Raw genomic sequence first — 18266 nt, 5'->3', positions numbered from 1 at the left:
GCAACGCCCGCCAACATGACGCTGCTGCGCTGCTCGCTATGCGCGGAACATTCGAGCGAAGAAGTCGAACAGATTCTCTCGATCTTCGAGAAGGCAGGCAAGGCCGTCGGGATCATCTGAGCCGCATCGGAACCGAAAAGCGCGGAACTCCGCGCTTTGCCGAACGTCTGATCTCCTGAACAAGGAGATTTTTATGACGATCGTTAAATCCGGACACGCGAAATACGAAGGCCTCGGCAAATCGGGCAAGGGCCATGTGTCGAGCGAATCGGGCGCGCTGTCCGATCAGCCCTATGGCTTCAACACCCGCTTCGAAGACGGTGCGGGCACCAATCCCGAAGAGCTGATCGCGGCGGCGCATGCCAGCTGCTTCACCATGGCGCTGGCCTTCAAGCTGGCCGATGCCGGGCACGAGGACGGCACGCTGGAAACCGAAGCGAAGGTCAGCCTCGAAAAGGACGGCGACGGATTTTCCGTCACCAAGTCGGCCTTGCACCTCAAGGGCAATGTCCCCGGCCTCGACAAGGCGAAGTTCGAGGAACTCGCCGCCGAAGCCAAGAAGGGCTGCCCGATTTCCAAGCTGCTGACCTGCGAAATCACGCTGGAAACCGAATTCACCGGCTGAGGTCGCTCGACCTCTGAACTGCGGGCGGATCGGCTGTTAGCCATCCGCTTGTCTGGTGGGCGGATCGGCTGTTAGCCATCCGCTTGGTTCGTAGGCGGATCGGCTGTTAGCCATCCGCCTGCAACCACCGCCAGCAACATCCCGACGATCTGTCCGGCGATGAAACCGGGCACGTCGGCGGGTGCGATTCCGGCGAACGTATCGCTCAGACTGCGGACCAGCGTTATCGCCGGATTGGCGAAACTGGTCGAGGACGTGAACCAATAGGCCGCGCTGATATAGAGCGCCACGCTGGCCGGAACGGACGCTGGCAGGCGTCGCAGCGTCACAATGATCGTGAAGATCAGGCCGAAGCTTGCGATCGCTTCCGCGGCGAGCTGGCCGGTCCCCTCGCGCGCTTTGGTCGCGAGTTGCAGGATCGGCAGATCGAACATCAGATGGACGGCGAAAGCGCCCAGCACGCCACCGACGATCTGGACGAGCGCATAGGGCAGGACATCGCGCCAGAGAAATTCGCGCCGCAGCGCGAAGGCCAGCGTTACTGTCGGATTGAAATGCGCGCCGGAATAAGGGCCGAGCATGGCGATCAGCACGTAAAGGATCGCGCCGGTAGCGATCGTGTTGGCGAGCAGCGCGATTCCGATATTACCGCCGCTGAGCGTTTCCGCCATCACGCCCGAGCCCAATACGCCCGCGAACAGGAAGAAACTCCCGATCGCCTCGGCCGCGAGCCGCCTTGCAAGGTCCGGCTCGAACGGCGCGTCGCTCATCCTTCCAGCCCCAGGCTCTCATAGGTTGCGCCCGAGCAGGCATCGGCAGGGTCCTCCTCGCCGCTGCCGACCATGGTCAGCACGAACACGCCGCCCACCACGAGCGCGACGAAGGCGATCGTGACGAGGCCCAGATATTCGTCGATGAAGCGCTTGATCGGTGCGCCGAACACGCGGAACAGCACGCCGACGGTGAAGAAGATCATCCCCCGGCCCACGATGCTGGCGAGCACGAAGGTCACCAGATTCATGCCGACGAAGCCCGATGCGATGGTCAGCAGTTTGAACGGCACCGGCGTCGCGCCCGCGATCAGGATCGCTTCGAAGTCGAATTCGCGCAGGTAACAGGCCGCGACCGGGAAGCTGTCGGTCATGCCCAACAGGCCGATCAGCTGCGCCCCCACCGAATCCCACAAGCCCCACCCGATCGCATAGCCGAGCAGGCCGCCCGCGACCGAGGACAGGGTGGCCACGGTACCGAAGCGGATCGCCTTTTTCGGTTCGGCCAGGCACATCAGGCCGAGCAGCGGATGCGGCGGGACGGGGAAGAAGCTCGCTTCCATGAAGCAGAACAGAGCCAGCCACCACACGGCGTGCGGATGCGCCGCCTTGTCCATGGTCCATTCGTAGAGACCGCGCAGGGGCTTCATCAGCATCGGGAAATCGTCCGGAAAAGCGACAGGTGGCGCGCCAATAGAGGAACCGGGGGCGAGCGGCAAGCAAGGCTTATTTAACCTATATGGCTTTTAATGATTGACATCGTGACGCTCTTTGGTTAGAGAAACGGAACATCGCGATAGTGTGATTCGCCGCTGCACCGGCGGGATCGATGAAACGGGCGGGCCGGCAGCGGCGCCGCCCTTTTTCGTGTCGCACGCTCGCCAGACGATCGGGACGGGACATATGACGAAGAAGCGCTTCAGGACCGGCGCGCCGAGGAATTGGCGCGACCGGTTCATCGCCGCCTTGGGCGAAACGTCGAATATCAGCGCCGCGGCGGAAGCGGCGGAGATCAGCCTCAGCTGGGTCTACAAGACGCGGCGCGAGGATCCGGATTTCGCCCGGCGCTGGTTCGATGCCCTGTGCGAGGGATACGACAATCTGGAAATGCAGCTGCTCGAACATCTGCGCCACGGCGAGACCGCCGGCGCAAAGGACGGGGCGAAGCGCAAATTCGATACGGCGGGCGCTCTCAGGTGCCTGACCGCGCATCGCGAGGCGGTGGCGCGCGAAAAGGGCCGCCGCACGCTGGCGGGCGAAGTGACAACGATCGCGGCGATCAATGCCAAGATCGATGCGCTGCGCGCCCAGCGCAAGGCGGGGGACAAGGCGATCTCGCAAGCACGAGCGACGGCCCGCAAGGGCGTGAAGGCGCGCAAAACCGAAGCGGACGACGATGGCGCGGCGTAAGCGCGAGCTGTCGCGCGGATCGTGGCTGCGCCGCACGGATGCGGGCGGCGCGGCGGATCGCGAGACTCTCGCCGCCCAGCTCGCCCCGCATGAACTGGCCGCTCTGGGGAGCTATTACTGGGAAGGCTGGGCGCGGGACGAGCAATTGCCCCCGCAAGGCGAGCTGTCCGATGCCTGGCGCACCTGGCTGATCTGCGCCGGGCGTGGCTTCGGCAAGACGCGCGCGGGTGCGGAATGGGTCCGCGACGTGGCGCGAAACGACGGCGCGGCGCGGATCGCGCTTGTGGGCGCCAGCCTTGCCGAAGTCCGCTCCGTCATGGTCGAAGGCGATAGCGGCGTGCTGGCCGCCGCGCCCGGTGCGCTGGCGCCGGTTTACGAGCCGAGCCTCAAACGCCTCACCTGGGAGAACGGGGCCCTCGCCTTTCTCTATTCGGCAGCCGAACCGGAAAGCCTCCGCGGGCCGCAGCACAGCCATGCCTGGTGCGACGAGATCGCCAAATGGGATAACGCAGGCGAGCGCGCCATGACGTGCTGGAACAATCTCCAGCTCACCATGCGGCTGGGCAGGAAGCCCCGCGTGCTCGCCACCACCACGCCGCGCAACGCGCCGCTGATGCACCTGCTGCTGGCGGATGCGAAGCGCGGCAAGGTCGTGTTGGCGCGCGGCAGGACGGTCGACAATCGCGAGATCCTGCCCGCCGACTATTTCGCCAGCATGATCGAACAGTTCTCGCAAAGCGGGTTCGGGCGGCAGGAACTTGACGGTGAAATGGTGGAGGCCAGCGAAGGCGCGCTGTGGACCCGCGCCCTGATCGAGACCTGCCGCGAAACGTCGCCATCTTCCCCGCCCGCGCGCGTCGTGATCGGCGTAGATCCGCCCGCCTCGGCCAGAGGCGATGCGTGCGGCATCGTGGTCTGCGCAGCCGGACAGGACGGGATCGCCCGCGTACTGGCGGATAGCTCGGTCGAGCGTGCCAGCCCCGAACGCTGGGCCCGCGCGGTGGCGCGCGCGGCAAAGGAATGGGATGCCGACCGCGTCGTGGCCGAAGCCAATCAGGGCGGCGCGATGGTGGAAAGCGTGCTACGCGCAGCCGAAATGTCGCTCCCCATCAGGCTGGTCCACGCCAGCCGGGGCAAAGCCGCCCGCGCCGAACCCGTCGCCGCGCTCTATGAGCGGGGCCGCGTGCGCCATGTCGGCCTGTTCGCCAAGCTGGAGGACCAGATGTGCGGATTGCTGGCAGGCGGCGCCTATGAAGGCCCGGGCCGCTGCCCCGACCGCGCCGACGCGCTGGTCTGGGCGCTGACGGAGCTGGTTTTGAAGAAGGGTGGCGGGGAGCCGCGGGTGCGCTGCGTCACGTGAAGGAGCAGGTATAATAGTCGCTCCAAAGCCACCGGCAGCGCATCAGATCGCCGCCGAAAATCTTGGTGATCCGATCAGGCGCACGGAACCGCCCCTGCTTGTCGAAGCCGTCGGCCAGCATGACCTCGCCGCTCGGATCGTAGACGATACCGGACCAATTGTCGCCGAGGCCTTCAGGATTGAAGGCTATGCGCAGCGGCGGCCCGGAATCTACGCTGTAGGTCGCCCCATACCGCTTCACGAAACGCTGCTCGCGCGGGGTTTCGCGTATCTCGGCGATGATCGCTTCGTAGCGCCTGTGTTCGACGGCAAAGCGTGAGAGTTCACCGAGCCGCTCGCCCGCTTGCGCTGCCGGAAAGAAAATCAGGACCGCGGCAAGCGCCATAACAGGGGCCAGACAGATCGCAGCGATCGCATCGAAGCGGGATTCGTAATCGCGCAAACATCTCAACGCATCCATGAAAAGGACGCCCGCGCCGATCAAGGCAATCAAGAGGCTGAAGGGAACTGCAAACATCATGACGAGGAAGGTCGCGACGAAACTCCATGCAGAGAAGAATCCTGCCGTCACCGCGATCCCAATGATCACCGCAATAATTCTCGAAGCAAGGCCACATTGCGAACGAAAAGACTCGCTCGCTGGCAATCGAAATTCAATCATACGGCCTTGTCCAAAGTGGCCTGCGCTCCCTGCGCATCCGCCTGGCCGGGGTCATGAGCAAAAGCTGAGCTTAGCCTGATATCTCTCGGTCCGCTTCACGATAGCCGGGAGCGAGGCCACAGTCCGAAAGGTCGATCCCATGTCCTTCCTCACCACTCTCGTCTCCGCCTTCAAGGGCGGGGGCGATGTCCGCGTGCCTGTCGCGGGCGGCTTCGTCGCGCCATGGAGCACTCTGTTTGACGCAAGCCCCGCCAGTCCCGGCTTCGATTACACCGCCGCCATTCGCGAGGCCTATCTCGCCAATCCGGTGGCGCAACGCAGCGTCCGGATCGTGGCGGAGGGGATCGGCGGCGCGCCGCTGTCCTGCGATACGCAGGCGCTCGAAAGACTCGTCAACTGCGCCTGCGGATCGCAGCCGCTGCTGGAGACGCTGGCGGCGCAGCTTCTGCTGCACGGCAATGCCTATTGTCAGGTGGTGAAGGATGCGGCGGGCGATCCGGTCGATCTGCATCCGTTGCGGCCCGAGCGGGTCGAGGTGGTTGCGGGCGAGGACGGCTGGCCCGCTCTCTATCGCTACCGCGTAGCCGAGCAGGTGATCGACCTCGCTCTGGCGGACGAGGATGGGTGGCCCGAAGTGATCCACCTGAAGGGCTTCCACCCCGGTGACGACCATTACGGCGCAGGCTGTCTTGCCGCCGCACACGGTGCTGTCGGCGTCCACAATGCGGCGAGCGAATGGAACCGCGCGCTGCTCGCCAATGCGGCGCGGCCTTCCGGCGCGCTGGTTTACGAGACCGGCGACGGCGCCAGCATGACCGGCGAGCAATTCGATCGCTTGAAGGCCGAACTCGCCCAGGCCTTCCAGGGCGCGGGCAATGCCGGGCGTCCGATGCTGCTGGAAGGAGGCCTCAGCTGGCAGAGCATGTCGCTGAGCCCGGCGGACATGGACTTCGCCGCATTGAAGGCGGGCGCGGCGCGCGACATCGCGCTCGCTTTCGGCGTGCCACCCATGCTGCTCGGCCTGCCGGGCGACAACACCTATTCCAATTACCGCGAGGCCAACCGCGCGCTGTGGCGATTGACGCTGCTGCCGCTGGCGAAGCGTATCCTCGACGGGCTCGTCCGGGGGCTGGAGCCGTGGTTCGGCGAGGCCAGCCTGCGCGTCGATCTCGACCGCGTGCCCGCGCTGTCCGAAGACCGCGAGAAATTGTGGTCGCAGGTGGGCGCGGCCGATTTCCTGTCGGACGATGAGAAGCGCAAGCTGCTCGGGCTGGAGGACCGCGCATGAACCGCGAGGACATGATCGCGCGCCTCGTGGGCCAGGCGGCGGCGGAGGGCGGCGATCTCGTCACGCTGCGCGCGCTGATCGAGGAAGCGAGCGAATTGGGCGCGGCTCGCGCGCTGTCCCGACTGGGCCTCGCCGACGACAAGGCTTCGGGCGACATCGACGAATTGCGCGAGCTTCTGTCGGCCTGGCGCGACGCCAAGGCGAGCGCGTGGAAGGCGGCGGTCGAGTGGCTGGTGCGCGGCGTCTTCGCGCTGCTGCTGGTCGGCATCGCAGTCAGGCTGGGCGTCGGGGAGATGGTGCGATGAACGGACTGAGGATCGCGGGCTATGCCGCCCTGTTCGGCGTACCGGACGCCGATCGCGACGTCATTTTGCCCGGCGCCTTCCGCGATACGCTGGCCGCGCGGCGCGGGCCCTTCCCGCTCTATTGGCAGCATCGGCCCGAACAGCGCATCGGCTGGGTGGAGACTGCGGGTGAAGATACGCGCGGGCTGCGCGTGATCGCGACGATCGACAATCCGATGGGCCGCGCAGGCCGGATGCTGCGGGCCCACAAGGTCAGCGGCCTGAGCTTCGGCTACCGCGCGCGTGGGTTTCGCCACACGCCGCTGGGGCGCGAACTGGCCGCAATCGACCTGTTCGAAGTCAGCGTGGTGACGCACCCGCTCCAGCATAGGGCGCGGGTGCATTTTTTGATTTAGTTTTTAGTTTTCCGCGCGCCATCCGGCGCGCGAAATCCTCGCGCCTGACGGCGCTGCGGGCGGGCGGTCGCCCTTGCGGACCCTTTCGGGTCCGAGCTCCGCGAACACATCGACACGTTTGGCCGGGAACGGTCCGCGACCAGCGGACCGCAAGCGCACGCGCGCGCCCCGCAGGTGCCCGACCGAAGGGAGGATCAGCGCCGAGGACGAACCGGCGGAGGCTGGTTCGAAACACACAGACTCTCCGATTTCCACACGAAAGGACCGCATATGGATTTCCAGACCACCATTCCCGAAACGACTCCCACCCCCGACATCGCCCCCGAAATCGCAGAAGCCAGCTTCGATATCGTCGCGCGGCAGGACCGGACCGAGGCGGAGGTCACTGCACTGCGCAGCGATGTCGAGGACGTGAAAGCTCGCGTCGATCGCATCTCCCGCGCGGCTGCCCGCCCCGCCCTGGCACCCTCGGGACAGGAAAGCGCTCCGGAAGTGAAAGGCTTCGTCGATGGCTATCTGCGCCGGGGCGCAGCGCATGAAATCAAGTCGATCAGCGGTGCGGCGCCATCCGACGGTGGCTATGCCGTCCCCCGCCAGATCGACGCAGCCATCGCCCGCGCTCTCACCGAGATCAGCCCGATCCGCGCCATCGCGCAAGTCGTCCAGACCGGTAGCGCGGGCTATCGCAAGCTGGTGACCACCGGCGGCACGGCCTCGGGCTGGGTCAGCGAGACAGCCGCCCGCCCCGGCACCGCCACGCCCGATTTCCACGAAATCGCCCCTCCGACCGGCGAACTCTATGCCAATCCGGCAGCATCGCAGGCCATGCTCGACGATGTCGGCTTCGACCTTCAGGCCTGGTTGGCGAGCGAGATCGCGATGGAATTCGCCCGCGCGGAAGGCGCCGCCTTCGTCAACGGAAGCGGCTTGAACCAGCCCGAAGGCTTCCTGACCGCCCCGGCAACGATCGCGGCGGACGACACGCGGGCCTTCGGCGCGCTGCAATATATCGGCAGCGGCGATGCGGCGGGACTGGGCGCTGCGCCCGATCTCACCCTGATCGACCTCGTCCATACGCTGAAGGCTGGCCATCGCCAGGGCGCGAGCTTCGTGATGAATTCGGCGACTTTGGCCGAAGTCAGAAAGTTCAAGACCGCCGATGGCGCCTTCCTGTGGCAACCGGGCCTCGTCGAAGGGCAGCCCGATCGCCTGCTGGGCTATCCGGTGGTCGAAGCGGAGGACATGCCGGACATCGCGGCAAGCGCCTATCCGATCGCCTTCGGCAATTTCCGCCACGGCTATCTGATCGCGGAACGCAGCGCGACGCAGATCCTGCGCGATCCCTTCACCAACAAGCCGTTCGTCCACTTCTACGCCACCAAGCGGGTGGGCGGCCAGGTGCTCGACGGGAATGCGATCAAGCTGCTGAAAATCGAAGCCTAAGCTTTCGTTTGGCCTCAAGCGCCGGCGGCCGCCTTCGCGGCCGTGGCTATCCTCGCGCCTGACGGGATAGTCTTCCAGCGGCGCTGTCGGTGGGGGAGGATACCCCCTGTCCTCCCCCACCCCTTTTTCTCTCTTTCAAGGACCCGCCCATGCCGACACTTATCGTCGTGCCCGATCTGACGGGCGCGCCGCTCGCTGCGCTGAAGGAGTGGCTCGCGATCTCCGGCCCGCGCGAGGATGCGTTGCTGCTGCGGCTGCTGGCTGCGGGCTGGGAGACCTGCGCGCGCTTCGTCGAGCCCAGCGCAATGCCTGCCGACTGGGCCGGGTTACCCTCCGCGCTCGCCGAAGGGATCGTCCGCTTCGCCGCCTGGCAATATCGCGAGCGGGACGGCGGGGTCGATCGCCCTCCGCCGGCTGCGATCGCGGCGCTGTGGCGACCTTACCGGACGCTCCGCCTGTGAGCGCGCCGACACATCCGTTCGACCGCCTCGCCGCCGCGCTGACCGCGCGCGCCGATCGCCTCGCCCGCGCCCGACAGCGGCGCCCCGAAGGCCATCGCTGGCGCTCCGCCCCCTATCTCTGGCCCCTGTTCGCGAATTGAGACCCAACCCATGGAAGCCCTGTTTCGCAACGATCTGATCGCCTGGCTGCGCGCCGATCCCGCGCTAACCGTGCGGCTCAACGCAGTCGAGGAGGAAAGCCCCGTCGCCGCCAGCCCACCGTGGCTCGGCATCGCCGCGAGCGCTGCTGCCGACTGGAGCGGCAAGACCTTTGCGGGCCGCGAGGTGCGGGTGGCGCTCGAACTGGCGGATCGCACCGATGATGGAGCCGCGACGGCCGAGACCATCGCCATGATCGAGCGCCGCTTGGCGACCATGGCGCCGATCCAGCAGAGCTATCGCATCGTGAGCACACACTTCCTGCGCAGCCGCGCGGAGCGGCGAGCGAAGGGATTGAGAGCGGTGCTGATCGAGTACCGGTTTCGGCTTTTAGAAGAGAATTAGTTTTTCGAGCCAGCCTCCGCGGGTTCGTCCTCGGTGCTGTTCCCTGCGCTTCGCTCCGGGGCACCTGCGGGGCGGCCGCGTGGCCTTGCGGTCCGCTGGCCGCGGACCGTTCCCATCAAAACATCTCGGCTTGGTCGCGGAGCTCGGACCCGAAGGGTCCGCAAGCGCGACCGCGCGCCCGCAGCGCCGTCAGGCGCGAGGATATCGCACGCCGAATGGCGTGCGAAAAACAAAAAAGGAGATCTACCCATGACCGCCCAGAAAGGCGCTGCCTTCCTTCTCAAGATCGGCGATGGCGCCGCTACGCCATCCTACGAAACCGTCGCCGGGCTGCGCACCACGCAGATGAGCGTCAATGGCGACACCGTGGTCGTCACGCACAAGCAGTCCGGCGGCTGGCGCGAACTGTTGTCCGGGGCGGGCACGCGCTCCGTCTCGGTCTCGGCGAGCGGGATCTTCCTCGGTTCGGATGCCGAAGCGCGGGTCCGCACCCATGCGCTGGCGGGCACGCTCGACCAGTACGAGCTGAGCTTCGAAGACGGCGCGAAGATGCGCGGTCGCTTCCTCGTCCAGCGGCTCGATTATTCGGGCGATTTCAACGGTGAGCGGACCTATTCCATGCAGCTGGAAAGTTCCGGCGCGGTGGTGCCGTCGTGACCCCTAATGGTGCGACCCGCGCTCAAGCAGCCGAAGGCGGTAGCGCGAACAAACTGCGCGGTGAAGCCTCGCTCCCGATCGCCGGACACGACCATCTGCTTCGTCCGACGTTCGACGCGCTGGTGCGGGCCGAAGAGGAACTCGGCCCGCTCTTCGCGCTGGTCGAGCGGGCGGGTGCCGGACAGCTTAAACTGGCCGAGATCGCGGCGCTGTTCTGGCACTGCCTCACCGATCGCGCCGTGCCGCGCGAACAGGTGGGCGAGGCGGTGATGGCGCTTGGGCTCGCTCGCTGCACCGCGCCGCTGCGGGTGCTACTCGGTCAAATCCTGAAAGGCGCAGAGTGATCGATTTCGCCGAGACGGCGCTGCGCCTGTCGGGCCTCGCCGCGCGAGCGCTGGGATGGACGCCGCCGGTCTTCTGGGCCGCAACACCCGCCGAACTGGCCGCCTGTATCGGCCAGGAAGCCGCCGATGCCGCACCGCCCGACCGTGCCGAAATCGCGGCCATGATCGAAAGGGATCGCCATGGATGACGAATTGGACCCGCTGCTGATCGATATCCGCGCCAACACTGCCGGGTTCGCCGCCGATATCGCGCGTATGCGGTCGAGCTTCGATGGGCAATTGCTGGACGGATTCGGTCGCGCGGGCGACGTGCTCGAACGCGGATTGCTCTCGGCGATCCGCAAGGGGAGCCTGGGTTTCGAGGATTTGAAGCGCGTGGCGCTCGGCGCGCTAGACCAGATCGCCGGGCAGGCGCTCCAATTGGGGCTCGACCGCGTGATGGGCAGTGGTGGCAAAAGCGGCGGGATCGGCGGCGTTCTGGCGGGGCTCCTGGCGGGCCTGACCGGCCTCCCCGGCCGCGCCACTGGCGGGCTGGTTTCGCCAGAACGCCCCTATCTGGTTGGCGAAAGAGGCCCGGAACTGTTCGTCCCCACCAGCGCCGGGCGCGTCGAACCGAACCGCGAAGGCGCCTCGCACGCTCGTGACGTGCGCGTGAACATCGCCCTCCCCACCGCGCGCGGAGCGGAGGCTCCGGTCGCACTGCGACGCTCGGCAAGACAGATCGCCAGTGCGGTGAGGCGGGCGGTTGTGGAATAATAAGAGCAAACAAACGCGGCCAGGATCGGTCGGCGACCAGCCGACCGCAAGCGCGACCGCGCGCCCGCAGGTGCCCCGAAGCGAAGCTGAGGGAACAGCACCAAGGAGAACCCGCGGAGGCGGGTTCACTTTAAAAAAAGGACCCAAAACTCATGCCCTTCTGGCTCGCCCGTCGTCGCGACGGGCAGGACGAGGACACGATCCAGCGGTTCGATCCGCGGTTCTGGACCGTCAATTTCCCCCGCCCCATGATGGCAAGCGTCGTCACCACCGCGCCCGACGCGCTGCGGGTCGACTGCGAATTCTACCACGAGGGCGAACTCGCAGGACTGATCTGGGCGAGCGAGGACGTGCTCGATCACCCCCTGCTGCGCTATGCGACCGACCGCGATTATTCGCGCACCGTCCTGACCTTTCGCTGGCGTTCGGGTGGCATCGTCCCGCTCGACCAGCCGAACGGGCCGACGCTGACGATCGAGGGCCGGGATGCGAGCGGCGCGGCGCGCGTTTGGTATGTCCGATTGTGGAATTACGCGGTCGGCACGCCCGAAGACGCGATCGTCACGCTGCGCTTTTCGGACCTTCAATCGGGCTACGGCCTGCCGGGCGAGCCGGTTTATCCGTCGGATATCGACCGGATGTTCGTCAGCCTCGTGCCCGCATCCTTCGTCCCCGACAGTACGCAGACGCTTCCCGCGCGCAGCGAAGGCTGGGGGGAAATGAGCGACATCGCCTGCCATGGCGAGCGCGCGATGCTGGCCATCGGGGACGTCATGCTGCCCGCCCACGGCGAGGGGATCGCCACCGCCTACGACGACAGTTTCAACCAGACGCCCGCGCGCCTGCTGCGCACGGTGGAAGCCCTCGGCTATCGCGACCGGATCGTCCATTATGTCGGCATGAGCCATTATTTCCGGCTCGAACCGTCGGGCGGCGGCCATTACGTCAGCCTCGCGGGCGGCGTGCTGTCGCGCGTGTGCGAAGCCTGGCACCGCGCCTTCGCTGCCGAGGCCATGGCGCGCGATTTCACCGTGATCTGGTCGCTATCCTACGAACTGTTCGACGCACATTGCTGGAACGACTGGAAGCAGCGCGCCCATGACGGATCGCCTGCGCTGACCGGGTGGGTGCCGCCATCGACGCTGCTTTCGCCCGCGCATGACGGCGCGATGGGCTATCTGCGCCAGGTCGCCGCCGCTTTCGTGGCAATCGCGCTGGATGCCGGAATGTCGGTCGAATTCCAGATCGGTGAGCCGTGGTGGTGGGTCCAGCCCGAAGGCCGCAAGCCCTGCCTCTACGATGACGCCGCCAGAGCGGTTTTGGGCGACACGGCCACACCCATCACCGATATGCGCGCGCCGATGGACGAGAGCCAGCTCGCCCTCCTCGATGCGGCGGGCGCAGTGCTGGCGCAATCGACGGCGGCGCTGGCCCAGGCGGTCCGCGATGCGACTCTTAACAGCGGCGGGGGCGAGGCGGAAATCCTGCTGCTCGCCTTCACACCGACAATTCTCGATCCCGAAATGCCCGAGTTGAAGCGCGCGAACCTGCCCATCGGCTGGGCCTATCCCGCCTTCGACCGGCTGCAATTGGAAGATTACGACTGGTTGACCGGGGGTGCCACCGCCGCGCGGCGGGCGGGCTACGATCTGGTGCAGGCGCGGCTCGGCTATCCGCTGGAAGTGCAGGATTACCTCTCCGGCTTCGTCCTGCTGGCACAGGATGCCGACCTCTATTGGCGGCGGATCGATGCGGGACTGGACGAGGCGCGCCGCCGGGGCGTTCCGCGTCGCTATGTCTGGGCGCTGCCGCAGATCGCACGCGACGGATACACGCGCCTGCCCAATCCCGACGACACTCACGAGGATGCCATGACGCCTTTCGACGATATCGCCTATCCGCTCGCGCTGGGGCGGGACGCTTCGGTCAGCCCGGAATTCTCGACCGCCGTCGCTCTGACCGCGTCGGGGCACGAGCGGCGCAATGCCCTGTGGTCGGACGCGCGGCTGCGCTTCGATGTCGGGCCGGGTATCCGCTCGGAGGACGAGCTTGGCACGCTGATCCCTTTCTTCCGCGCCCGCCACGGTCCGGCACGCGGATTTCGCCTCCGCGATCCGTTCGATTTCAGCTCGAACGGAATGACGGGAGTACCGACCGCCTTCGACCAGATCATCGGCACGGGCGACGGGCTCGCATCCGAATTCGCGCTCGTCAAAACCTATGACGAACAGACCCGCCGCATCACGCGCCCGGACGCAGGCTCGGTGCTTGTCAGCGTCGACGGCGCTGAGACGAACGAATGGACCCTTGGCACGGGCGGGAATATCCTGTTCGAAACTGGACCGCCTGCCGGCGCGATCCTGCGCGCAGGCTTCCTGTTCGACGTGCCCGTCCGCTTCGCCGAGGATCGGATCGACGTGTCTGGCCTCTCCTTCGCTGCCGGGGAAGCGCCTTCGATCCCGCTGATCGAATTGCGGGAGGAGATCTTCGCGTGAGCCGCATTTTCTTCGACCGCCCGCTCGATACGGTGGCGAGCGTCTGGCGCATCCATCGCCGCGACGGCGTGGCGCTCGGTTTCACCACGCATGATCGGGATATCTGGTCGGACGGCCTCCTCCATCGCGCAGGCCCCGGAATGGTCCCGTCCGCGATCCGTCGCACGGTCGATTTCGCCGATGACGCCGCCGAAATCGAGGGTGCGCTGTCGCACGACGCCATCCGTGAGAGCGACCTTGCCGCCAGACGCTATGATGGCGCGCGCGTGGCGGTGGGCGCGATCGACTGGGAAACGGGAGAGACGGAAATCCTCTATCGCGGCACGATCGAAAGCGTCGGGCGCGAGAACGGCAGCTTCACCGCCCGGCTGCAATCGGCGAAGGCCGTGCTGGCGCGCGACACGATCCCGCGCACCAGCCCGGGCTGTCGCGCGCGCTTCTGCGACAAAGGCTGCACTCTCTCCCCCGCCCGCTTCACACATCGCGCGGTGGCCGAAGCGATCGACCGCGATCTCGACCGGGTGCGCTTCGCCATAGGAGACCCGACGCGTTTCGCCGAAGGGGAACTGCGCTGGATCGACGGACCACAGACCGGCCTTGCCGCGACCGTCATCGCCGCCGATGCGGACGGGCTGGTGCTCGACCGGGCTATCGATTCCGAGACCCTTCCCGGCCATCGCGCACTGCTTCGCGAAGGATGCGACCACACGATCGCGACCTGTACCACACGCTTCGCCAACGCCGCGAATTTCCAGGGCGAGCCGCATTTGCCGGGTAACGACCTGCTGACCCATTATCCGATGCCGCGATGAGCGAAACGCGCGAAGCCTTCGCTGAGGCCGCGGAGAGCCTTGTCGGCATCCGCTTTCGCCTCTTCGGACGCGACCCCGCCTATGGGCTCGATTGCGTGGGACTGGTCGCGGCTGCGCTGGCGAGGTCGGGCCGATCGGTATCGGTGCCCGCCGGATACGGGCTTCGCAATGCCGATATCGCCGATTTCCTTCCCTTCGCCACACTTGCAGGCCTCAAGCCTTGCGACAGCGATCCGATCCGGGGCGACGTCCTTCTTCTGCGGCCCGGCCCGGCCCAACACCATCTCGCCATCGCGACCGCTCCCCACATGATCGTCCACGCCCATGCCGGCCTTCGCCGGATCGTCTCTCAGCCCCTTCTTGCCGACCCTGAGCCCGCCATGCCTATCCTGCGCGCCTGGCGGCTTCCAATGGAGTAGATCACCATGGCAACCCTGGTCCTCGGCGCCGTCGGCACTCTGGTCGGCGGCCCGCTCGGTGGCGCGCTCGGCGCGCTGGCCGGGCGTCAGATCGACGGTGCGATCATCGGCAGCCCCAAACGCGAAGGGCCGCGGCTCGACGAATTGAAGGTAACGACCTCCAGTTATGGCCAGCCGATTGAGCGCCATGTCGGGCGAATGCGCACGGCGGGCACGGTCATCTGGGCGACCGACCTGAAGGAGCATGGCGAGACGAGCGGCGGCAAGGGCAGGCCCAAGACCACGACCTATTCCTATTCGACCAGCTTCGCAGTGGCGCTCGCCTGTCACCCCATCGACGCGGTCGGGCGCATCTGGGCGGATGGAAACCTCCTGCGCGGGGCGGCGGGCGATCTCAAGACCGGCGGCCAATTGCGCATCCATCATGGCCATGGCGATCAACTGCCGGACCCCCTGATGCAGGCAGCGCTCGGCGCGCAGTGCCCCGCCTTTCGCGGCACGGCCTATCTGGTGTTCGAAGACCTTCAGCTCGCCGATTTCGGCAATCGCATTCCGGCGCTGAGTTACGAAGTGTTCGCCGGAAGTGGCGCGGCGACAGTCGGCGTGCTGGCGCGCGAGGCCGGCATCGCGGCGGACCTTGCGCTGGTGCTGCCGCAGATCGAAGGGTTCACGCAGATGGGCGAAGCGCCGATCCAGACGCTCGCTTTCCTCGATACGGTCGTGCCGATGGTGCCGGTCGCAACGCCGGATGGATTGCGGCTCGACGCGCCGCCTCCGCCAGAGACCGCTCGCGAGCTCGGCCCGTTCGCGGACTGGGACGATGGCGAATTCGGAGCGCAGGGCGGTGTTCGCAGCGAAAGCGCAGCGCCTTCGCCCGCGCGCTTCGCCGGGGTTCGCTATTACGATGTCGAGCGCGATTACCTTCCCGGCGTCCAGCGCGCCATCGCCCGGCCCGAAAGGACCGGCCACGATCTGATCGACCTGCCGATCGCCACCTTTGCCGAAGGCGCGCGCCAGCTCGGCCGAACGATCCAGCGACGGGAGGACGAGCGACGTTCGCGTCACTTCGTGCGTCTTGCGGAGCTCGATCCCTCGCTCATGCCGGGCATGCGCGTGCGCATCCCCGGTCGTGCGGGGGTCTGGAGCGTCGTCGCCTGGGAATGGCGCGAGAAAGGCGTCGAACTCGAACTGCATCGCCTCGCTTTTACGCAAGCACAGCTTCCCGCGCCCGCCAGCCAGGGCCTGCCCTGGTCGCCGCCCGATCGGGGTGCGGGCGCAACTTTGCTCGAGGCTTTCGAACTGCCGTGGGACGGTTACGGCGCACCCGATATCGGAACCGTCCATGCGGCCGTCAGCGCGAGCGAGGGCCGCTGGGCGGGTGCGGCACTGTACGCCGAAAGCGGCGGCGCTCTTAAGTCGCTCGGCCCGAGTTCGAGCCTGCGCGCCATCGTTGGAAGCCTCGCAGAACCGTTACGCGGCTCACCGGCGTTGATGATGGAAACGGGCGCACCGCTCGTGCTCGATCTCGCGAGTGAAGACATGCAGCTCAATTCCGCCACCATGGAGGCCGTCGCCTTGGGCGCGAATCGGCTTATGCTTGGCGAGGAAGTCCTGCAATTCGTCCACGCGGAGCAGATCGGACCCCGGCGATGGGCGCTTACTGGGCTACTGCGCGGTCGGCTTGGGACCGAACACGCGGCGCGGGACGGCCATGCGGTCGGCGCTCGAATGGCGCTGCTCGACGAGCGTATTCTGGCGTTGGATCCTCAACACACGCTATCCGTCGATCGGATCGCCGCAATCGGCACAGCCGAAGACGAGCCGGTCTACGCTTCCATCCGCGCCCGCAGATCGGCTGCCGCACCCCCGTCGCCCGTGCATCCGCGCGTGACGATGGCGGCGGACGGGACGTTGTCGCTGGCGTGGACACGCCGCATCCAGGGGGGCTGGCGCTGGAATGACGGGGGAGAGGGTCCGCTCATCGACAAAGACGAGCTCTACGAGGTCGGCGTCGGCCCGGTCGCAGCACCAAAGGCTCTTTGGCAGACATCCACGCCGTCGCTCGCGATCTCCGGATCGGAGCGCTCCGCCCTCGCGACGTCAGCGCCGGAAAGCGTGGTCTGGGTTCGCCAGGTCGGTACCCATGCCCGTTCCGTGCCGCTCGCGCTGACCACCCTTTCCTGATTTCACTTCGAAGAGGATTCCCCCATGACCGATCCCATCGCGCTCGGCGTGCGTACGCCGCGCCATTCCCTGCCGCTTCTCTATCCGGGCCAGGCTCAGAAGGAAGTGTTCGTGAACGAAGCGCTCGCGCGGCTCGATGCGCTTGCCCAGCCAGTCATTACCTCTACCCTTTCGGCTCCTCCCGCGACCCATGCGGCGGGCGATACGTTTCTCGTCGCCGACCCAGCCAGCGCGGAATGGACCGGTCAGGAGGGCTCTCTCGCGATCTCGCAGGATACGCACTGGGAATTCCAGGTTCCTTACGAAGGGATGCGGATTTTCGATCGGGAACAAGAAACCATCCGCATTTGGCGGGGCGGCTGGAGCCTTTCGCCCCCGATCCCCGACCCAGCCGGGGGGACGGTTGTCGACGACGAAGCGCGTGGCGCTATTGCAACACTTCTGGAAAGTCTTCGAGCTCTCGGTATTCTTCCCGCGAATTAAGGGAACTTGAAATGGGGGGGCTCGTTTGCAGCTATCGAGACGGACATCCCGCCTGAATTAAAAGACAATGGCGCAGTTTAGCGACTATCTTGCAACAGTTCACGCCTACGTCCGGCTTGCCACCCGTGAGGGGAAAAGTTACAGAACCCGCCACTCGGTGGCTCTAATTCGCAATAAGGGGAATTTATAATGCGGAAACTCGTCATAGGAATGGCGATGGCCTCTACGGCCCTTGCTTCGCCTGCCCTTGCACGTGACGGCGCTTGGTACGTCGGCGTGGAAGCAGGTCCGATGATCGTCGAAGATACGACTTTCGACATCGGTGCGACCGGAGACGTCGCCAGTGTCGATTACGACTACGGCTTCGATGCCGGTGGTTTCGTCGGCTACGATTTCGGTCCGGTTCGCATCGAAGCCGAAGCGCGCTATGCCGAAGCCAATATCGACCAGGTTACTGTCGGTAACACGGGCTTCCTCGCTTCGAACATTCGCGCCGGTTCGGGCGTCTATCCCGCCAGCGGCCAGATCGATTCGCTCGCGTTCATGGTGAACGGCCTTGCCGATTTCGGTCCCGATGATGGCCTTCAGGGCTTTGTCGGCGGTGGTGTTGGCGTAGCCCGCACGGGTCTCGAAGCTCGCATCACGCGGAGCGGCCCCGCCGGTATCGACGATTCGGACACCGACTTCGCATGGCAGATCCTTGCCGGCGTTCGGGCTCCGCTGACCGACAATATCGACGTCGGCCTGAAGTATCGCCTGTTCAATGCGGAAAACGTCCTTCTGACCGATGCGCTTGGCCGTTCTTTCCAGGAAGACGTCCGTTCGCACTCGCTGATGGGTACGCTGACCTACAAC

General features: G+C 66.3%; 23 protein-coding genes. 20 read left to right on the top strand and 3 right to left on the bottom strand.

Translation table 11 applies throughout. The annotated features are described in order from the left end of the window. Positions 1-193: 193 nt before the first annotated feature. Complete coding sequence (locus tag A3736_RS16150) at positions 194-625, top strand: OsmC family protein (protein ID WP_067685054.1); 432 nt, start codon at positions 194-196, stop codon at positions 623-625. 71 nt (positions 626-696) lie between these two features. Here A3736_RS16150 and A3736_RS16145 read toward each other — a convergent pair whose 3' ends face one another. Further along, positions 697-1395 (bottom strand): MIP/aquaporin family protein, encoded by a 699-nt coding sequence (locus A3736_RS16145; RefSeq protein ID WP_067685052.1) that lies wholly within the window; start codon positions 1393-1395, stop codon positions 697-699. Further along, complete coding sequence (locus tag A3736_RS16140; RefSeq protein WP_067685050.1) at positions 1392-2051, bottom strand: YqaA family protein; 660 nt, start codon at positions 2049-2051, stop codon at positions 1392-1394. Before A3736_RS16140 ends, A3736_RS16145 begins: the two co-directional genes overlap by 4 nt. Positions 2052-2298: 247 nt before the next feature. Here A3736_RS16140 and A3736_RS16135 point away from each other — a divergent pair, with 247 nt between their 5' ends. Together A3736_RS16135 and A3736_RS16130 are read left to right on the top strand one after the other, a co-directional pair. Continuing rightward, positions 2299-2805: a hypothetical protein gene (locus tag A3736_RS16135; protein ID WP_156502179.1), complete on the top strand. Its 507-nt coding sequence runs from the start codon at positions 2299-2301 to the stop codon at positions 2803-2805. Next, the gene (locus tag A3736_RS16130; protein WP_067685046.1) at positions 2792-4165 is read left to right on the top strand and encodes a DNA-packaging protein; all 1374 of its coding nucleotides are present in this window, start codon (positions 2792-2794) and stop codon (positions 4163-4165) included. The genes A3736_RS16135 and A3736_RS16130 overlap by 14 nt, the downstream gene beginning before the upstream one ends. Here A3736_RS16130 and A3736_RS16125 read toward each other — a convergent pair. Then, entirely contained in the window at positions 4158-4736 is a 579-nt protein-coding gene (locus A3736_RS16125; RefSeq protein WP_156502178.1) for a hypothetical protein, read from the bottom strand. The genes A3736_RS16130 and A3736_RS16125 overlap by 8 nt on opposite strands. Before the next feature lie 229 nt (positions 4737-4965). On the opposite strand from A3736_RS16125, the gene A3736_RS16120 reads away from it, so the two are divergent. The 17 genes from A3736_RS16120 to A3736_RS16040 form a co-directional block, all read left to right on the top strand. Next, positions 4966-6114, top strand: coding sequence for a phage portal protein (locus A3736_RS16120; protein WP_067685044.1), 1149 nt, complete (start codon positions 4966-4968; stop codon positions 6112-6114). Beyond that, positions 6111-6419 (top strand): DUF6127 family protein, encoded by a 309-nt coding sequence (locus A3736_RS16115; RefSeq protein WP_067685041.1) that lies wholly within the window; start codon positions 6111-6113, stop codon positions 6417-6419. The genes A3736_RS16120 and A3736_RS16115 overlap by 4 nt, the downstream gene beginning before the upstream one ends. Then, positions 6416-6814 (top strand): HK97 family phage prohead protease, encoded by a 399-nt coding sequence (locus A3736_RS16110; protein WP_067685039.1) that lies wholly within the window; start codon positions 6416-6418, stop codon positions 6812-6814. The genes A3736_RS16115 and A3736_RS16110 overlap by 4 nt, the downstream gene beginning before the upstream one ends. A 270-nt stretch (positions 6815-7084) precedes the next feature. Beyond that, positions 7085-8257, top strand: coding sequence for a phage major capsid protein (locus A3736_RS16100; RefSeq protein ID WP_082851559.1), 1173 nt, complete (start codon positions 7085-7087; stop codon positions 8255-8257). A 149-nt stretch (positions 8258-8406) separates the two neighbouring features. Continuing rightward, on the top strand, positions 8407-8718 hold the full coding sequence (locus tag A3736_RS16095; protein ID WP_067685035.1) for a hypothetical protein: 312 nt from the start codon (positions 8407-8409) through the stop codon (positions 8716-8718). Beyond that, on the top strand, positions 8715-8858 hold the full coding sequence (locus tag A3736_RS17235; protein WP_156502177.1) for a hypothetical protein: 144 nt from the start codon (positions 8715-8717) through the stop codon (positions 8856-8858). Before A3736_RS16095 ends, A3736_RS17235 begins: the two co-directional genes overlap by 4 nt. 10 nt (positions 8859-8868) lie before the next feature. After that, the gene (locus A3736_RS16090) at positions 8869-9261 is read left to right on the top strand and encodes a DUF3168 domain-containing protein (RefSeq protein ID WP_067685034.1); all 393 of its coding nucleotides are present in this window, start codon (positions 8869-8871) and stop codon (positions 9259-9261) included. A 249-nt stretch (positions 9262-9510) separates the two neighbouring features. Continuing rightward, the gene (locus tag A3736_RS16085; protein ID WP_067685032.1) at positions 9511-9918 is read left to right on the top strand and encodes a phage major tail protein, TP901-1 family; all 408 of its coding nucleotides are present in this window, start codon (positions 9511-9513) and stop codon (positions 9916-9918) included. Further along, the gene (locus tag A3736_RS16080) at positions 9915-10262 is read left to right on the top strand and encodes a gene transfer agent family protein (protein ID WP_233999458.1); all 348 of its coding nucleotides are present in this window, start codon (positions 9915-9917) and stop codon (positions 10260-10262) included. Before A3736_RS16085 ends, A3736_RS16080 begins: the two co-directional genes overlap by 4 nt. Then, on the top strand, positions 10259-10450 hold the full coding sequence (locus A3736_RS16075) for a phage tail assembly chaperone (RefSeq protein WP_156502176.1): 192 nt from the start codon (positions 10259-10261) through the stop codon (positions 10448-10450). Before A3736_RS16080 ends, A3736_RS16075 begins: the two co-directional genes overlap by 4 nt. Continuing rightward, a complete protein-coding gene (locus A3736_RS16070; protein ID WP_067685030.1) occupies positions 10443-11018 on the top strand; it encodes a tail tape measure protein in 576 nt (191 codons plus the stop codon). Before A3736_RS16075 ends, A3736_RS16070 begins: the two co-directional genes overlap by 8 nt. A 152-nt stretch (positions 11019-11170) precedes the next feature. Further along, positions 11171-13513, top strand: a complete 2343-nt coding sequence (locus A3736_RS16065) for a DUF2460 domain-containing protein (RefSeq protein ID WP_067685028.1) — start codon at positions 11171-11173, stop codon at positions 13511-13513. Next, the gene (locus A3736_RS16060) at positions 13510-14325 is read left to right on the top strand and encodes a DUF2163 domain-containing protein (RefSeq protein WP_067685026.1); all 816 of its coding nucleotides are present in this window, start codon (positions 13510-13512) and stop codon (positions 14323-14325) included. The genes A3736_RS16065 and A3736_RS16060 overlap by 4 nt, the downstream gene beginning before the upstream one ends. After that, a complete protein-coding gene (locus A3736_RS16055; RefSeq protein ID WP_067685024.1) occupies positions 14322-14744 on the top strand; it encodes a C40 family peptidase in 423 nt (140 codons plus the stop codon). The genes A3736_RS16060 and A3736_RS16055 overlap by 4 nt, the downstream gene beginning before the upstream one ends. Before the next feature lie 6 nt (positions 14745-14750). Then, positions 14751-16928: a phage tail protein gene (locus A3736_RS16050; RefSeq protein WP_067685022.1), complete on the top strand. Its 2178-nt coding sequence runs from the start codon at positions 14751-14753 to the stop codon at positions 16926-16928. Positions 16929-16952: 24 nt separating this feature from the next. Further along, on the top strand, positions 16953-17411 hold the full coding sequence (locus tag A3736_RS16045; protein ID WP_067685020.1) for a DUF2793 domain-containing protein: 459 nt from the start codon (positions 16953-16955) through the stop codon (positions 17409-17411). A 216-nt stretch (positions 17412-17627) separates the two neighbouring features. After that, a partial coding sequence (locus A3736_RS16040) for an outer membrane protein (RefSeq protein WP_233999457.1) occupies positions 17628-18266 on the top strand: 639 nt, incomplete at its 3' end.

The sequence above is a fragment of the Erythrobacter sp. HI0063 genome (genome assembly GCF_001635685.1).
Taxonomy (GTDB): domain Bacteria; phylum Pseudomonadota; class Alphaproteobacteria; order Sphingomonadales; family Sphingomonadaceae; genus Qipengyuania.
The sequence above is the reverse complement of the archived record's forward strand: the minus strand, read 5'-3'. Positions and strand labels throughout refer to the sequence as shown.

Excerpts from the sequence above, each read along its gene's own strand:
- A3736_RS16070 (WP_067685030.1), top strand. The coding sequence starts at position 10,443 with ATGGATGACGAATTGGACCCGCTGCTGATCGATATCCGCGCCAACACT.
- A3736_RS16090 (WP_067685034.1), top strand. The coding sequence starts at position 8,869 with ATGGAAGCCCTGTTTCGCAACGATCTGATCGCCTGGCTGCGCGCCGAT.
- A3736_RS16135 (WP_156502179.1), top strand. The coding sequence starts at position 2,299 with ATGACGAAGAAGCGCTTCAGGACCGGCGCGCCGAGGAATTGGCGCGAC.
- A3736_RS16130 (WP_067685046.1), top strand. The coding sequence starts at position 2,792 with ATGGCGCGGCGTAAGCGCGAGCTGTCGCGCGGATCGTGGCTGCGCCGC.
- A3736_RS16085 (WP_067685032.1), top strand. The coding sequence starts at position 9,511 with ATGACCGCCCAGAAAGGCGCTGCCTTCCTTCTCAAGATCGGCGATGGC.
- A3736_RS16140 (WP_067685050.1), bottom strand. The coding sequence starts at position 2,051 with ATGCTGATGAAGCCCCTGCGCGGTCTCTACGAATGGACCATGGACAAG.
- A3736_RS16055 (WP_067685024.1), top strand. The coding sequence starts at position 14,322 with ATGAGCGAAACGCGCGAAGCCTTCGCTGAGGCCGCGGAGAGCCTTGTC.
- A3736_RS16065 (WP_067685028.1), top strand. The coding sequence starts at position 11,171 with ATGCCCTTCTGGCTCGCCCGTCGTCGCGACGGGCAGGACGAGGACACG.
- A3736_RS16120 (WP_067685044.1), top strand. The coding sequence starts at position 4,966 with ATGTCCTTCCTCACCACTCTCGTCTCCGCCTTCAAGGGCGGGGGCGAT.
- A3736_RS16045 (WP_067685020.1), top strand. The coding sequence starts at position 16,953 with ATGACCGATCCCATCGCGCTCGGCGTGCGTACGCCGCGCCATTCCCTG.
- A3736_RS16145 (WP_067685052.1), bottom strand. The coding sequence starts at position 1,395 with ATGAGCGACGCGCCGTTCGAGCCGGACCTTGCAAGGCGGCTCGCGGCC.
- A3736_RS16150 (WP_067685054.1), top strand. The coding sequence starts at position 194 with ATGACGATCGTTAAATCCGGACACGCGAAATACGAAGGCCTCGGCAAA.
- A3736_RS16110 (WP_067685039.1), top strand. The coding sequence starts at position 6,416 with ATGAACGGACTGAGGATCGCGGGCTATGCCGCCCTGTTCGGCGTACCG.
- A3736_RS16115 (WP_067685041.1), top strand. The coding sequence starts at position 6,111 with ATGAACCGCGAGGACATGATCGCGCGCCTCGTGGGCCAGGCGGCGGCG.
- A3736_RS16100 (WP_082851559.1), top strand. The coding sequence starts at position 7,085 with ATGGATTTCCAGACCACCATTCCCGAAACGACTCCCACCCCCGACATC.
- A3736_RS16050 (WP_067685022.1), top strand. The coding sequence starts at position 14,751 with ATGGCAACCCTGGTCCTCGGCGCCGTCGGCACTCTGGTCGGCGGCCCG.
- A3736_RS16095 (WP_067685035.1), top strand. The coding sequence starts at position 8,407 with ATGCCGACACTTATCGTCGTGCCCGATCTGACGGGCGCGCCGCTCGCT.